This is a genomic window from Kitasatospora sp. NPDC059795 (assembly GCF_042732175.1).
Lineage (GTDB): Bacteria > Actinomycetota > Actinomycetes > Streptomycetales > Streptomycetaceae > Kitasatospora.
The window spans coordinates 472930-488295 of sequence record NZ_JBHWID010000002.1 but is presented as its reverse complement, the minus strand read 5'-3'; the positions used below and the strand labels follow the sequence as shown (position 1 = coordinate 488295).

At 73.4% G+C, this 15366-nt stretch carries 13 protein-coding genes; 4 read left to right on the top strand and 9 right to left on the bottom strand.

What is annotated here, in order from left to right:
- Positions 1-92: 92 nt before the first annotated feature.
- Entirely contained in the window at positions 93-2525 is a 2433-nt protein-coding gene (locus tag ACFV4P_RS06145; protein WP_380467836.1) for a ribonucleoside-diphosphate reductase subunit alpha, read from the top strand.
- Positions 2525-3544, top strand: coding sequence for a ribonucleotide-diphosphate reductase subunit beta (locus ACFV4P_RS06140; protein ID WP_073814376.1), 1020 nt, complete (start codon positions 2525-2527; stop codon positions 3542-3544). The genes ACFV4P_RS06145 and ACFV4P_RS06140 overlap by 1 nt, the downstream gene beginning before the upstream one ends.
- An 84-nt stretch (positions 3545-3628) precedes the next feature.
- On the opposite strand, the gene ACFV4P_RS06135 is transcribed toward ACFV4P_RS06140, so the two are convergent.
- From ACFV4P_RS06135 to ACFV4P_RS06095, 9 genes are all read right to left on the bottom strand, one after another.
- Positions 3629-5608 (bottom strand): glycoside hydrolase domain-containing protein, encoded by a 1980-nt coding sequence (locus ACFV4P_RS06135; RefSeq protein WP_380467834.1) that lies wholly within the window; start codon positions 5606-5608, stop codon positions 3629-3631.
- Between the two features lie 116 nt (positions 5609-5724).
- Positions 5725-6357 (bottom strand): peptide deformylase, encoded by a 633-nt coding sequence (gene def / locus ACFV4P_RS06130; protein ID WP_380467832.1) that lies wholly within the window; start codon positions 6355-6357, stop codon positions 5725-5727.
- Between the two features lie 105 nt (positions 6358-6462).
- On the bottom strand, positions 6463-7446 hold the full coding sequence (locus ACFV4P_RS06125) for a tetratricopeptide repeat protein (protein ID WP_380467830.1): 984 nt from the start codon (positions 7444-7446) through the stop codon (positions 6463-6465).
- A gap of 128 nt (positions 7447-7574) precedes the next feature.
- The gene (locus tag ACFV4P_RS06120) at positions 7575-8897 is read right to left on the bottom strand and encodes an HD-GYP domain-containing protein (RefSeq protein ID WP_380467828.1); all 1323 of its coding nucleotides are present in this window, start codon (positions 8895-8897) and stop codon (positions 7575-7577) included.
- Complete coding sequence (locus tag ACFV4P_RS06115) at positions 8894-10288, bottom strand: HD-GYP domain-containing protein (RefSeq protein WP_380467826.1); 1395 nt, start codon at positions 10286-10288, stop codon at positions 8894-8896. The genes ACFV4P_RS06120 and ACFV4P_RS06115 overlap by 4 nt, the downstream gene beginning before the upstream one ends.
- 178 nt (positions 10289-10466) lie before the next feature.
- On the bottom strand, positions 10467-10826 hold the full coding sequence (gene rsrA / locus ACFV4P_RS06110) for a mycothiol system anti-sigma-R factor (protein ID WP_073814400.1): 360 nt from the start codon (positions 10824-10826) through the stop codon (positions 10467-10469).
- Positions 10823-11569, bottom strand: a complete 747-nt coding sequence (locus tag ACFV4P_RS06105; protein WP_380468168.1) for a sigma-70 family RNA polymerase sigma factor — start codon at positions 11567-11569, stop codon at positions 10823-10825. The genes rsrA and ACFV4P_RS06105 overlap by 4 nt, the downstream gene beginning before the upstream one ends.
- Before the next feature lie 248 nt (positions 11570-11817).
- On the bottom strand, positions 11818-12438 hold the full coding sequence (locus tag ACFV4P_RS06100; RefSeq protein ID WP_380467824.1) for an alpha/beta family hydrolase: 621 nt from the start codon (positions 12436-12438) through the stop codon (positions 11818-11820).
- A gap of 26 nt (positions 12439-12464) precedes the next feature.
- Positions 12465-13202, bottom strand: a complete 738-nt coding sequence (locus ACFV4P_RS06095; protein ID WP_380467822.1) for an SOS response-associated peptidase — start codon at positions 13200-13202, stop codon at positions 12465-12467.
- Between the two features lie 109 nt (positions 13203-13311).
- Between ACFV4P_RS06095 and ACFV4P_RS06090 the strand changes: the two genes are divergently transcribed.
- Both ACFV4P_RS06090 and aroA read left to right on the top strand, forming a co-directional pair.
- Positions 13312-14016 carry a M50 family metallopeptidase gene (locus ACFV4P_RS06090; protein ID WP_380467820.1) on the top strand — a complete coding sequence of 235 codons (705 nt, stop codon included), beginning with the start codon at positions 13312-13314 and terminating at the stop codon, positions 14014-14016.
- 28 nt (positions 14017-14044) lie between these two features.
- On the top strand, positions 14045-15364 hold the full coding sequence (gene aroA / locus ACFV4P_RS06085; protein ID WP_380467818.1) for a 3-phosphoshikimate 1-carboxyvinyltransferase: 1320 nt from the start codon (positions 14045-14047) through the stop codon (positions 15362-15364).
- The last annotated feature ends 2 nt before the right edge of the window (positions 15365-15366 follow it).

Genomic DNA, 15366 nt, shown 5'->3' with positions numbered 1-15366 from the left:
CGAGCGTTTCGGCGTGCCGTCCTCCCCTGTCCTCCCGTGTGCCACCGGACACCTCGATCCACGTCCGTCGCCGCCACAGGAGAGAGTGCGCCTTGACCGTCGCCGCCTCAGTCACCCTGCCGTCCCAGGGTTCCGCCGACGCCTTCACCGACCCCGGTGCGGCGCTGCTTCGGCTGCTCACCGACCGCAGCACCGACCTCCCCCAGGTGGACCCCGGCCACGTCGCCGCCGCCGCGCTGCGCGGCCGCCACGCCGGTTCGGACTTCGCCGAGCTGCGCGGGCTGGCCGTGGAGGCCGCCGCGTCGATGATCGCCGAGGACCCGCAGTACTCGAAGCTGGCCGCGCGCCTGCTGGCGATGGAGATCGCCGACGAGGCCGCCACCCAGGGCGTCACCTCGTTCTCCGCCTCGATCGCCGTCGGCCACGCCGAGGGCCTGATCGGTGACGCCACCGCCGAGTTCGTCGCCGCGCACACCGAGCTGTTCGACTCGCTGATCGACGCCTCCGGCGACGACCGCTTCGAGTACTTCGGCCTGCGCACCGTGCAGTCCCGCTACCTGCTGCGCCACCCGATCACCCGCAAGGTGGTCGAGACCCCGCAGCACTTCCTGCTGCGCGTCGCGGCGGGCCTGGCGGTCGGCACCTCCGAGCAGTCGGTGCTGGAGGTGGCCGAGCTCTACAAGCTGATGAGCCGCCTGGAGTACCTGACCAGCTCCCCCACGCTGTTCAACTCCGGCACCCGGCACCCGCAGATGTCCTCCTGCTACCTGCTGGACTCGCCGCTGGACAACCTGGACTCGATCTACAACCGGTACGCGCAGATCGCCCGGCTGTCCAAGCACGCCGGCGGCATCGGCCTGTCCTACTCGCGGATCCGCTCCCGCGGCTCGCTGATCCGCGGCACCAACGGCAAGTCGAACGGCATCGTCCCGTTCCTGCGCACCCTGGACTCCTCCGTGGCGGCGGTCAACCAGGGCGGACGGCGCAAGGGCGCGGCCTGCGTGTACCTGGAGACCTGGCACGCCGACATCGAGGAGTTCCTGGAGCTCCGCGACAACACCGGCGAAGAGGCCCGGCGCACCCACAACCTGAACCTGGCGCACTGGATCCCGGACGAGTTCATGCGCCGCGTCAACGCCAACGAGGACTGGTCGTTGTTCTCCCCGGCGGACGTGCCCGAGCTGGTCGACCTGTGGGGCGCCGACTTCGACGAGGCGTACCGCAAGGCCGAGCTGGCCGGCAAGGCCGTGCGCACCATCCCCGCGCAGACCCTGTACGCCCGCATGATGCGCACCCTGGCGCAGACCGGCAACGGCTGGATGACCTTCAAGGACGCCTCCAACCGGGCCGCCAACCAGACCGCGCTGCCGGGCCGCACGGTGCACTCCTCGAACCTGTGCACCGAGATCCTGGAGGTCACCGACGACTCCGAGACCGCGGTCTGCAACCTGGGCTCGGTCAACCTGGGCGCGCACGTCGCCCCGGGCGCCACCGCCGACGACCTGGTCAACGCCATGGACTGGGACCGCCTGGACGCCACCGTGCGCACCGCGGTGACCTTCCTCGACCGCGTGATCGACATCAACTTCTACCCGACCACCGAGGCCGGGACGTCCAACTCCCGCTGGCGCCCGGTGGGCCTCGGCGTGATGGGCCTGCAGGACGTCTTCTTCAAGCTGCGGCTGGACTTCGACTCCGCCGAGGCGAAGCAGCTGTCCACGCTGATCTCCGAGCGCATCATGCTCACCGCGTACGAGCGCTCCGCGGACCTGGCCGAGCAGTTCGGCCGCCACGAGGCGTACGGCGAGACCCGCGCGGCCCGCGGCCAGCTGCACATCGACCATTTCTTTAAAGACCAGCACAGCGGTGCGGCCGCCCCGCAGTGGACCGGCCGCTGGGACGCGCTGCGTGCCCGGATCGCCGAGACCGGCCTGCGCAACTCGCTGCTGCTGGCCATCGCGCCGACCGCGACCATCGCGTCCATCGCCGGCGTCTACGAGTGCATCGAGCCGCAGGTGTCCAACCTGTTCAAGCGCGAGACCCTGTCCGGCGAGTTCCTCCAGGTCAACCCGTACCTGGTGCGCGAGCTGAAGGAGCTCGGCGTCTGGGACCAGCAGACCCGGGACTCGCTGCGCGAGGCCAACGGCTCCGTGCAGGACTTCAAGTGGCTGCCGGAGAGCGTCCGTTCGCTGTACCGCACCGCGTGGGAGCTGCCGCAGCGCGCGCTGATCGACCTGGCCGCCGCCCGGCAGCCGTACATCGACCAGAGCCAGTCGCTGAACCTGTTCATGGCGGCGCCGACCATCGGCAAGCTCTCCTCGATGTACGCCTACGCGTGGAAGGTCGGTCTGAAGACCACCTACTACCTGCGGTCCCGTCCGGCGACCCGGATCGCGCAGGCCGCGTCGGGCACCGCCCGCACCGCCGCCCCGGTGCCGGTGCAGACCCCGACCCTCAGCCAGGCCGAGCAGGACGCCATCGCCTGCTCCCTGGAGAACCCCGAGTCCTGCGAGGCGTGCCAGTAATGAGCTCCGAAGACCAGAAGAAGATGCTGCTCGACCCGGGCTTCGAGCTGACCCTGCGTCCGATGCGCTACCCGTCGTTCTACGACCGGTACCGGGACGCGATCAAGAACACCTGGACCGTCGAGGAGGTGGACCTGCACTCCGACGTCGCCGACCTCGCCAAGCTCTCCGAGGGCGAGCGGCACATGATCGGCCGGCTGGTCGCGTTCTTCGCCACCGGTGACTCGATCGTCTCGAACAACGTGGTGCTGAGCCTCTACAAGCACATCAACTCGCCGGAGGCGCGGCTCTACCTGTCGCGGCAGCTGTTCGAGGAGGCCGTGCACGTCCAGTTCTACTTGACGCTGCTGGACACCTACCTGCCCGACCCGGAGGACCGCAACGCGGCCTTCGCCGCGGTGGAGAACATCCCCTCCATCGCGCAGAAGGCGCAGTTCTGCTTCAAGTACATGAACGCGGTCGACCACATCGACTCGCTGCAGAGCAAGGAGGACCGGCGGGCCTTCCTGCTGAACCTGATCTGCTTCGCGGCATGCGTCGAGGGCCTGTTCTTCTACGGCGCGTTCGCCTACGTGTACTGGTTCCGCAGCCGCGGCCTGCTGCACGGCCTGGCGACCGGCACCAACTGGGTGTTCCGCGACGAGTCGATGCACATGGACTTCGCGTTCTCGGTGGTCGACACCGTCCGCGAGGAGGAGCCCGACCTCTTCGACGACAAGATGGCCCAGCAGGTCACCGAGATGCTGGAGGAGGCCGTCGAGGCCGAGCTCCAGTTCGCCCAGGACCTCTGCGGCGACGGCCTGCCCGGCATGAACACCGAGTCGATGCGCCAGTACCTGGAGGCCGTCGCCGACCAGCGCCTGGCCCGGCTCGGCCTGCCGATCCGCTACGGCTCGACCAACCCGTTCGGGTTCATGGAGCTGCAGAACGTCCAGGAGCTGACCAACTTCTTCGAGCGCCGGGTCTCCGCGTACCAGGTCGCCGTCGAGGGCTCGGTCTCCTTCGACGACGACTTCTAGGCCGACGCCGGAACGACCCGAGGGCCGCACCCCCGCCGCAGAGCGGGGGTGCGGCCCTCGGCCGTGTCCGGGGGTGGCGGCCGGTCAGCCGCGGCCCGAGGTGCCGCTGGCCCAGAGCGAGCCGCCGGTGGACGGGCCGCCGTTCTGGGTGTAGATCACGAAGTTGGCGTCGTCCTGGAGCAGGGCGTACGCCCCGGTGTTGCCCCAGGTGGCGGTGCTCCACAGGGCGGCGGTGGTGCTGCCGGCCTTGTAGATCACCATGTTGCCGTCGGGCTGCACGGAGAGGTACGCGCCGGCGTTGCCCCAGGTGTTGGTGGACCAGATCGCGGCGCCGTCGCTGCGGCGGTAGAGCACCAGGTTGCCGTCGTCCTGCATGACCAGCCGGACGGTCGCCGACTGGGTCCACTGGTTGCTGTACAGGCGCTGCCCGGAGCCGATCTTGGACGGGAAGGCCGAGGTGCCGGTGGCCCACAGCGCGCCGCCGGTGCCCGGCCCGCCGCCGCGGCGGTAGACCACCACGTTGCCGTCGTCCTGCACGGTGGCGTACGCGCCGCCGCCGGAGGTGCTGCTGGCCCACAGCGCGCCGTCGTTGCCGGGGCCGCCGTTGCTGCGGTAGACGACCAGGTTGCCGTCGTCCTGCATCACGGCGTACGCGCCGGGGTTGCCGTAGGTGTTGGTGCCCCACAGGGCGCGGCCGCCGCCGACCTTCAGGTAGGCGACCAGGTTGCCGTCGGTCTGCATGGTCAGCGTGACCGCGTCGCTGCTGATGCTCTGGCCGGAGGCGAGGCGCCGGCCGGGCTGGAGGGAGTTGCCGGAGGCGGGCGAGGTGACGTCCAGGTAGCTGGCGTCGATGCCCAGGCTGATGCCGCCGTAGGTCTCGGTGACGTTGCCGGCGTACTGGTGGCCGCGGCGGCCGGGCATCCACTGGCCGGCGCCGGCGGGCAGGCCCATGCCGGCGTCGGTCACGTCGTGGTGCGAGTTCCAGGCGGCGGCCCACAGCACGTCGGGCTCCGGGTAGGAGCTGTCGTTGTACCGGGCGGAGAGGTCCTTCACGCCGCTGGCGGCGCCGGTGTAGATGCCCGAGCGGTAGCCCTTGCCGTGCAGCCGCGCCGTCCAGCCGGCCAGGTAGGCGACGACCCGGTCGCGGTAGACGGAGGAGTCGTAGCCCTCCATGTCGCTGTAGAGCACCGAGCCCTGTTGGAAGCCGAGGGCGGCGGCCTTGGCGACCGCGTCGTCGGCGGCGTCGGAGCCCTGCTGGCGGGCGACCGTCGGGTCGGCGTCGACCAGCAGGTTGCCGATGGAGGCCTGGCGGCCGACGTACAGCGGCATGAAGCCCCAGCCCTCGGCGTTGCGGGCGTCCACCCAGCTCTTCGTGGGCGAGGCGCAGGCCTGCGCGGGCCCGCCGAGGTACACGCTGGTGCCCCGGTACGGGGAGTTCGCCGCCCAGGCCGCCATGGTGGTGTCCGACGGCGCGGCGCAGCGGTCGAAGCCGTACCCGGCGACGTCGGTGCGCGGGGCGCCGGTCGCGGCGGCGGCCTTGGGGGCGGCCGGCGCGGCGACGCGGACCCCGGCGTCGAGGCTCGCGGTCTCCAGGATCTGCCGGACCTGCTCCGGGCCGGTGGCGTAACTCGCCGTCACCTCAAGGCCGCCGGCGCCGAGCCGGGCCTGGATCTGATGCCCGGCGGCGGCCTCGTCCAGGACGCTCCGCGGCACGGCCTGGCCGGGCACCACGGTGCCCTGGGTGCGTCCGGCCACCGCGGGCTGGATCAGCAGGCCGTCGGAGCGGCCGGGCGCGATGTGCGCCGGGCAGTCCTGGTCCGCGCCCGGGGTGCCCAGGTAGACGGCGCTCACGTCGAGCCGGACACAGGTGCGGGGGTTGGCGGCGAGGTCGACGACCGGCCAGTCCGCGGGTACCCGGGCGTGGAAGCCCTGGTAGTCGACCTGCTTGGTGCCCTGGCCCGCAGACGGCTGCGCCCCCGCGGCCCAGGCGTTGGGGACGGCCGCGGCCAGTCCCGTGACGGCGAGCGCGATGATCGCGGCCCGCCCTGCTGCACGACGTCGCATGCTGATGTCCCACCCCTGAAGTCGTGTCCGACCTGACATGTGGACAGGACTGTAGCGGACGGGAACGACGAAGGGCCGTACTCGAACTTCGAGTGCGGCCCTCTTGTGATCATCCGTCAGCTGTTGGGCGCCGTGGCGTACTTGGGGGTGCCTTCGGCCATCTGCCGCAGGGCGTCCTTGCGGTCGCGCTTGGAGAGCCGGTCGATGTACAGGTACCCGTACAGGTGGTCGGTCTCGTGCTGGAGGCAGCGGGCGAAGAAGCCGGTGCCCTCGACCCGGATCGGGTTGCCGTGCTTGTCCTGGCCGTTGACGGCCGCGTAGCCGGGGCGGGCGAGCTCCTGGTAGGCGGTGGGCACCGACAGGCAGCCCTCCTGGCCGTCGTCCAGGCTGCGGCGGCCCGCGGGGAGCTCCTCCAGCACCGGGTTGACGACGTGCCCGACGTGGCGGACGCCCTCGTCGTCGGGGCAGTCGTAGACGAAGACCTTCAGGTCGACGCCGATCTGGTTGGCGGCCAGGCCGACGCCCTCGGCGGCGTACATCGACTGGAACATGTCGTCGATGAGCGCGGCGAGGTCGTCGTCGAAGGCGGTGACGGTCTGCGTCTCGCGGTGCAGGACCGGGTTGCCGACCACGGTGATCGGGCGGGCGGTGCCCTTGCCCGGGTCGGGCAGATCGCCGACCACCTGCTGGACGTCGCCGCCCGGGTGCTCGTGGTCGTGCTCGTGCTCGTGGTCGTGGTGCTCGGCCATCGCTTGGTTTCCGCTCCGTCCGCGTCCGGCTGGTGTACCGGTCCAGGGTACGGGGCGTGGCGGCGCACGGAAGTACCTCCCGGCCCCTTTGAGCTGGGAGGCGGGTCAGCACACCTCTTCGAGGTCCCGGTAGGCGCGGGTGGTCGGGGAGGCGGCGGCCCAGCGGTCCAGCAGGGTGCGGACCAGGCCGGCGGGCGCGGCGATGCCGCATTCGCGTTCGATCTGCCAGGGGCCGCCGGCCGATCCCTGGCTGAGGTGGCTGAGGTGGCCGGGGTGCAGCGGGTCACCGTCGTCGTGCGGGTCGTGGTGCGCGGTGTGGCCGTCGTCGATGGCCATCCGGCTCTCCGAGCAGGTGCGGCACAGCAGCCGCACCGAGGACGTCCAGTCCTCGGCGGCGTACCCGGCGTCGGCGACGGTCTTCTCCAGCGCGTCCCGGTCGGCGGCGGTGGCGGCCTGCAGCAGCACCACCCAGGTCGGCACCGGGGAGGGCGCCCACAGTTCGATCTCGTCGAACACCGGGTAGGCGACGCCGTCGGCGACCCGTTCGCCGTGCGGCGCGCCGTCGTGCAGCACCACTTCGCCCCAGCGGCGGCCGGAGGACGGCAGCGGGATGGACAGCACCTCGATCCGCGCCGGGTCGAGCCGGCGGCCCCACACCACCTCCGACTCGCCGTCCGGGGACAGCCGCACCGGGGTGGTGCCGAGGTCGAGCTCGATCGGCCCGTCCGCGCCCGGGCCGCCGGGCAGTCGCAGCCCGTACGCCTGCCAGGCGCGGCGGGCCAGCGGCCAGTCCTGCAGGGCGGTGGCGGTGATGCCGAGGTTCCACCAGTCCGGGGCGCCGTGCTGGCGGTCGAGCAGGGCGACGGCGCGCAGGCCGGCGCTGCGGGCCTGCTCCCAGTCGCGGCGGAACTTGTGCAGCAGGGCGAGGTTGAACCAGGAGTCGGACAGGCCGGGTTCCAGGTCGGCCGCCATCACCAGCAGTGCCCCGGCGTCCTCGTACCGGCCGTCGCCGATCAGCGTGAACGCACGGTCGGTGGTCTGCCGCCAGGTCGCCGACGGACGGTGCCGTGCGCGGTGGAAGATCCTCACGTTGGTCCCTTGCCGTCGGTCGTCACCGGGTCGCCCCGCCTCCGGGTCTTCCCGCCACGACCGCATCCAACCACGCCCGCCGCGGGCCGCGCGCCCCGCGCGGCCATTCAGTCCGCGGGCCCGGGAACTCATCGGGCCGCGAACCGGCAGCGGGCCGCGCGGTGGCCGCGGCGGCCGAGTCGGGCGAGCGCGTCCAGCACCACCGGGTCGTAGCCGCGGCCGGCGTCCAGGCGCAGGTGGTCGAGCGGGTCGAGGGCGCCGGCCCTGGGGCGGTCGGCGGCGGCGGTGCGCAGGTCGTCGTGCGCGTTGGCGACCCGGATGATCCGGGAGGCCAGCGGCAGGGTGGGGTCGTGGCGGCCGTCGTCGAGCCGGCACGGGTCGGCGAGCCGGGCGACCTGCTGCCAGACCTGCTTGGGCACGCCGGTGCGCCGGATCACCTCGCTGCCGAGCCGGGCGATCTGCTGCTGCTCGTCGTCGGGCAGCAGCGCGGTCGCCCCGCCGGGGACGGGCTCCACCAGCGACAGCTGACCGATGTCGTGCATCAGCGCGGCATACTCCAGCAGCGTCAACTCCCGGCTTCCGAGGCCGAGTTCGCGCCCCAGAGCGCACGCCGTGTCGGCCACCCGGCGGGCGTGCCCGGGCGTGGTGTAGCCGGCGATCTCGGTGGCCCGGGCGAGCGTCTCGATGGTCTGCCCGGTGGTGGCCCGGACTTCGACGGCCCGCCGGAACGAGGCCTGCGCGAGCAGCAGCGGCACGCAGAACACCGGCAGCGCCCACAGTCCGGCCTCGCCGGCCAGCAGGCTGAGCAGCAGACCGGTGGCGACCTGCGCGGAGCCGATGCCGAGCAGCGCGTGCAACTGGTCGTCGAGCGCGGCGCTGTACCGCAGCCCGGTGCGGGCCCGCTGCTGCCCGGCCGCCAGCACCGCGTCGCCGAGCGCGGCCAGCGCGGCGACGGCGGCCAGCAGCGCCCCGTACGCGGGACCGGGCAGCCGGTCGGTGGCGCCGGAGTCGTACAGCGGCTGGAACAGCAGTGCCGCGAAGGAGACGGTCACCACCCGGCGGGCGGCGGCATCCAGCCCGCCGAGCGGGGTGCGCGGCCGGCGGCGGACGGCGGCCAGCGCGGCCAGCCCGACCCACTGCACGGCGAGGCCGACGGCGGTGCCGGCCGCGGTGACGGCGGTGGCCTGCAGCACGCCGTGCGCGGTGGGCAGCCCGTGCAGCGGCCCGAGCAGCGCGTACGCGAGGGCGACGGCGGTGGCCACCGGCGCGGGTTCGCGATCGCCGGGCAGCGCGGGCCCGGCGCACTGGCCGAGCGCGATCAGGGCGGTGAACGCGAGCGCCACCTCGGTCTGGCTGGTGCCGACGGCGAGCGCGTGCACCAGCGCGAAGCCGCCGAGCAGGACGGCGGCCACGTGCGGCAGGTCGGCCGGTCCCGGCCGCCGGAGGGTCACGGCGCCCCGCCGGCCGGCAGGCCCTGCCCGGACTGCTGCGGCAGCCGGGCCGGTTCGGGCACGCCGAGCGGGATGTCCGGCACCTCGCCGTCCCAGCCGCCGGGCGGCGGCGGCTCGGGCTGCCAGCCGTGTTCGGCGACGGCCTCGACCAGGGCCCGCACCATCACCGGGTCGAACTGGCTGCCCGCGCACCGCTCCAGTTCGGTGACGGCCTCCTGGACGGGCCGGCCGCGCCGGTAGGAGCGGGTGGAGGTCATCGAGTCGAAGGCGTCGGCGACCGAGATGATCCGGGCGAACTCGGGAATCCGCTCCCCCGCCAGCCCGTGCGGGTAGCCGCGGCCGTCCACCCGCTCGTGGTGGTGCAGGATGCCGTCGCGGCCCTCGCCGAGGAAGTCCAGCTGCCGCACCAGCTCGTGCCCGAACACCGGGTGCACCTCGACGGCGCGCCGCTCCGCGGGCGTCAACGGGCCGTTGCGGCGCAGCAGTTCGGTGGCGACGGCGAGCTTGCCGACGTCGTGCAGGGTGCCCGCGAAGTGCAGGGTGCGGATCCGGTCCTCGGCGAGGCCGAGCTGGCGGGCGATCAGCACCGAGGCCCGGCCGACGCGTTCGCTGTGGCCGCGGGTGTAGGCGTCCTTGATCTCCACGGCCTGCACCAGGGCCCGCACGGTGGCGCGGTGCGCGGAGCGTTCGCGGTGGCCCTGCGCGGACAGCCAGGCGGTGATGGTCAGCGGCAGCAGGCCGAGCACCGCCGCGAACGCCCCGTACGGGCCCTGCCACAGCACCGCGACCATCAGTCCGCCCGCGCCGTGCAGCAGTGCGGCGGGCGCCGCCCGGTGCAGCTTGCGGATCACGCCGTGGCCGGCCGAGCCGCAGGTCAGCCGCACCATGCCGGCCACCAGCACGCCGTTGACCAGGCAGAACGTCAGGATCGCGGCGAGTGCGCCGAGGGCCGCGCCGGGAAAGCGGGTGCCGAGCAGCAGCCGGGAGCCGCCGAGCAGCCGGAACACCTCGGCGGAGCACGCCGCGGCCAGCGCCAGCTGGGCGGCGTTCCACACCCGGCGCAGGGCGCGCGGGCGCTGGGCCGGGCCGAGCAGTGCGCCGGGCAGCGCGACCAGCGCGGCGGCGGCGGGCGGCAGCATCAGCACGCCGGCGAACAGCACCGGGAAGAAGCCGCTGCCGCGCGGATCGGCCGGGGTCTCCTGCGCGGGCCGGCCGCGCAGCCACCGCCACACCCGGGCGCACGGGGTGCGGGCGCCCTGGGCGAGCGATTCCAGACAGAGGTGGAGCAGGGCGAGCAGCCCGATCCGGGGCCAGTCGAGGTCCGGTCCGGCACCCGACAGCGGCAGCAGCGTGGCGAGCGCCGCCGTCAGCACGGCGGCCAGATAGGCCACGGCCCGCCCCGGCAGGGCGATGCGCTCGGATTCGCTGGCGATCTCGGCCTCCCCAGCCCGTACCGGGCCCTCCGACGTGAGGACTCGTCAGAGAATAGGGCCCGGCCACCCGGACGGGGCGCACGATCGCGGATTGCCGCAGCCGGAGCAGCGACAGCTCACCCGATCGAGTGAGTAATCACTCCGCGGTGGCGACGGCGGAGCCGTGACCGGCCGCGCCCTCGACCGTCATCTCCATGCTGACGGAGGACACCTCGACCGTCGGGCCCTCGCCGGGGCGCTGGCCCGCGCGGATCGAGTCGATCCGGGCCAGCACCTTCGCCCGGAGGTCGGAGGGCGTGTCGTCGCAGCCGCACGAGCGCTTGATCAGCGCCTTGATGGCCTGCTCCAGGCCGTACTTCTCCAGGCACGGCGAGCACTCGTCGAAGTGCACCCGCAGCTTGGCGCAGTCGCCCTCGGGCATCTCGTTGTCGAGGAATTCGTAGAGGTGGTCGAGCACCTCTCCGCACTCGGTCTCGTGCGGATCGCCGCAGCTCATGAGCCCGCGCCCTTCGCTTCGTGCCCTGCACCGGTACCGGCCGGGACCAGCCCCCGCTCGCGGGCGTAGTCCTCCAGCATGCCGCGCAACTGGCGGCGACCACGGTGCAGTCGGGACATCACCGTACCGATGGGTGTACCCATGATGTCCGCGATCTCCTTGTACGCAAAGCCCTCGACGTCCGCGAGATAGACCGCGATCCGGAACTCCTCCGGAATGGCCTGCAGGGCGTCCTTCACATCGCTGTCCGGCAGGTGGTCGAGCGCCTGCGCCTCGGCGGAGCGGAGCCCCGTCGACATGTGCGACTCGGCGCGCGCCAGCTGCCAGTCCTCGATCTCCTCGGCCGCGGTGCGTTGCGGTTCGCGCTGCTTCTTGCGGTACGAGTTGATGAACGTGTTGGTGAGGATGCGGTACAGCCAGGCCTTGAGGTTGGTGCCCTCACGGAACTGGTGGAACGACGCGTACGCCTTGGCGAACGCCTCCTGGAGCAGGTCCTCCGCGTCGGCCGGGTTGCGGGTCATCCGCAGCGCCGCCGAGTACATCGGATCCAGGAACCCCAACGCGTCGCGCTCGAAGCGCGCGCGCCTGGCCTCCTCGCTCTCGTTCTCGGACACCCTGAAGGTGTCCTCGCCGATCACCTCGGCCAGTTCGTCGCCGGTGAGCTGGTCGCTCTCCGGACGGCCCTGGTCGGTGCCTGAAGCACCCGACACGGCCGCGTCATCGGTCCCGACGACCGGACCCACCTCCTCGGTCAGCTGCACACGGCCCACTTCGGGCCGACCCGCAAGCGAGGATATCGGGCTGACCGGCTTCTCGCCCGCGACAACCCACTCCGACCAGTCCGGCACGAGCGACGACTCGGCCGCCCGCTCGTCGGGCCGCTCGGGGCACGCGATCGAAACCATGGGCGCTGCCTTTCCACCGGGGCATGTTCTGACGACTCGTGCAACCCCGCTCGTTGCCCGGACATTCCCGGCCTCCGCCGAGGAGGTCAGAGCCAGCCGGCCACGGCGTCGGTGATCAGCGCCAGGGCCTCGTCCTGGCCCAGCGGCGCCTTCTTCGGGACCTTGAACGCGTGGGAGCCGTACGGCACTTCGACCAGGCGGTGGGTGTCGGGCAGGACCGGGAACTCCTCCGGGGCGCCGAAGGTGTCCGCGCCGCCCTGCACCACCAGGGTCGAAAGTCCGGTCTCCAGCAGTTCCTCGGCGCGGCTCTTCTCCGGCCTGCCGGGCGGGTGCAGCGGGAACGCCAGCGCCAGCACGCCCGCCGCGCCGAGCCCGGCGGCGGTCCGGCAGGCCACCCGGGCGCCGGCGCTGCGGCCGCCCGCGTACACCGGCAGGCCCTCCTCGGCGGCGGCCTCGAACTGCGCGGGCCAGCCGGCGTCCAGCGTCTTCGGCGCGGGCGCGAGCTTCTTCCCGGCCACCCGCCAGGGCTGCTCGGCCAGCACCACGGTGACGCCGGCCGCCGGGAGCGCCGCGGCGATCGCCTGCAGGTCGGGGGCCTCGATGCCGCCGCCCGCGCCGTGGCCGAGCAGCAGGACGGCGCGCGGGGCGCCGGCCCGGAACCAGTGGAGCCGGGCGTCGCCGGCGGGGGTGCTGATGATCCGCTGCATGGCGCGAGCGTATAGAGAGGTCGTGCTCAGAACAGCGTGGTGCGGTCGTCCTCGGTGAGTCGCCTGGTCAGCCCGGGGTGGTTGTTGCGGATCGAGCCGACCTCGTCGGGCACGGCGTGGATCCGCAGGTCGCCGGGCGGCGGCGGGGTGAGGTCGGCGGTCTCGGCGTACGGGTCGAGCCAGGCGTCCCAGCGGTCGGGGCCCAGGTACAGCGGCATTCGCCGGTGGACGGGGGCGAGCAGCGGTTCGGCGTCGGTGGTGACGACGGCGCAGGTCACCAGCCAGGCGTCCGGGTGCCCGGCGGGGACGTCCCGGTTGCGCCAGAACTCGTACAGCCCGGCCAGCGCCAGCGGGGCGCCGTCGGCGCGGGAGACGAAGTAGGGGCGGCGGGGCGGCCGGGAGACGTCGTCGGTGGGGGCGGTCTGCCACTCGTAGTAGCCGTCGACGGGTATCAGGCAGCGCCGCGAGGCGAACGCCTGCCGGTAGGCGGGCTTCTCGTGGACGGTCTCCGCCCGGGCGTTGATCATCTTCACCGCGGTGTCCGCGCTGCCCGCCCAGGCCGGCACCAATCCCCAGCGCAGCACCCGCAGTTGACGCACCGGCCGGCGCTCCCCGCGCGGCGCCCGGTCCAGCACGACGAACGCGGCGGCGGTGGGCGCGACGTTCCAGCTCGGGGCCAGCGTCTCGGTCGGGTCCCACTGCCGGACGCCGAAGTGCCGCACCAGTTCGGCGGGATCGGTGGAGGAGGCGAAGCGGCCGCACATGCCGTTCAGCTTGCCAGAACAGAACCGGCCGCTGGTCGCCGTCCGTCCTTCCGTGGGAGGCTGCCCGCCCGGGCGAACGGGAAGCGACGGCGATCGGAGGCCCGCCGGCATGGACTTCGCACAACTGTGGGACCACGTGACGGCCGCACAGCCCGACCCGCCGCACTGGCTGGTGTGGGCCACCGCGGCGGCGGCGCTGCTGGCGGTGGCGGTGCGCCCGGTGTGGCGGCTGAGCCGCACGGTGGTGACCATCGCGCACGAGGGCGGGCACGGCGTGATGGCGCTGCTGACCCGCCGCCGCCTGTCCGGGATCCGGCTGCACTCGGACACCTCCGGGTTGACGGTCTCCTCCGGGCGCCCGACCGGCCCGGGCATGGTGCTGACCGCCGCGGCCGGCTACCCGGCGCCGTCCCTGCTCGGCCTGGGCGGCGCGGCGCTGCTGGCGACCGGCCGGATCACCGCGCTGCTGTGGATCGGCATCGCGCTGCTGGCCGCGATGCTGCTGACCCTGCGGAACCTGTTCGGGGTGCTGGCCGTGCTGGCCACCGGCGGCGCGTTCGTCGCGGTGTCCTGGTACGGGGACGCCGAGTGGCAGGGCGCGTTCGCCCACCTGGGCGTGTGGTTCCTCCTGCTGGCGGGGGCGCGCCCGCTGATCGAGCTGTTCTCCACCCGGCGGCACGGCGGCGCCACCGGCTCGGACGCCGACCAGCTGGCCCGGCTGACGGGCGTGCCCGCGACGGTCTGGGTGGCGCTGTTCCTGCTGGTGGCGCTGGCCTGCCTCGGGCTCGGAGCGGCCTGGCTGCTGCCCCGGTAGCGGACCCGGTCCTCATAGACTGGGCGGCATGACCGACTCCCTGTGGCCCGCTCCCGTCGCCACCGCCGCCGTGGACGCCACCGTGACGATCCCCGGCTCGAAGTCCGCGACCAACCGTGCGCTGGTGCTGGCCGCCCTCGCCGACGGCCCGGGCTGGGTGCGCCGCCCGCTGCGCAGCCGCGACTCGCAGCTGATGGCGGACGGCCTGCGGGCGCTGGGCGTGACGGTCGAGGAGACGGTGAACGAGGCGTCCGGCGGCACCGGCGGCGGCGAGGCCTGGCGGGTCATCCCGGCCGAGCGGCTGCGCGGCCCGGCGCAGGTGGACGTCGGCAACGCCGGCACCGTGATGCGCTTCCTGCCGCCGCTGGCCACCCTCGCGGACGGCCCGGTGCACTTCGACGGCGACCCGCGCAGCCACGAGCGCCCCCAGCACGGCGTGATCGACGCGCTGCGCACCCTCGGCGCCCGGATCGACGACGGCGGCCGCGGCGGTTTCCCGCTGACCGTGCACGGCACGGGCGCGCTGGACGGCGGCCCGGTGGAGGTGGACGCCTCGTCCTCCTCGCAGTTCGTCTCGGCGCTGCTGCTGTCCGGGGCCCGCTTCAACAACGGCGTGGAGATCCGCAACGTGGGCGCGACGGTGCCCTCGCTGCCGCACATCCGGATGACCGTCGACATGATCCGCAAGGCCGGCGGCCAGGTCGACGCCCCCGAGGACGGCGGTGAGAAGGACGTCTGGCGGGTCACGCCGGGCGCGCTGATCGGCCGCGACCTGGTGGTCGAGCCGGACCTCTCCAACGCCGCCCCGTTCTTCGCCGCGGCCCTCGCCACCGGCGGCCGGGTCGTCGTCCGGGACTGGCCCAAGCACACCTACCAGCCCGGCGACCAGCTCCGCGAGATCTACACCGCGATGGGCGGCTCCTGCCAATTCAAGGACGAGGGGCTGGAGTTCACCGGCACCGGCAAGATCCACGGCATCGAGGTGGACCTGCACGACGTCGGCGAGCTGACCCCGGTGATCGCCGCCGTCGCGGCCCTCGCCGACTCCGAGTCCCACCTGTACGGCATCTCCCACCTGCGGCTGCACGAGACCGACCGGCTCGCCGCGCTCGCCAAGGAGATCAACGACCTCGGCGGCGACGTCCGGGAGACCGAGGACGGTCTGCGGATCCGCCCCCGCCCGCTGCACGGCGGTGTCTTCCACACCTACGAGGACCACCGGCTGGCGACCGCCGCCGCCGTCCTCGGCCTGGTGGTGGACGGCGTCCTGGTGGAGAACGTGGCGACCACCGCGAAGACCCTGCCGGACTTCCCGCAGATGTGGGCCGACCTCCTCGGCCAGGGCTGACA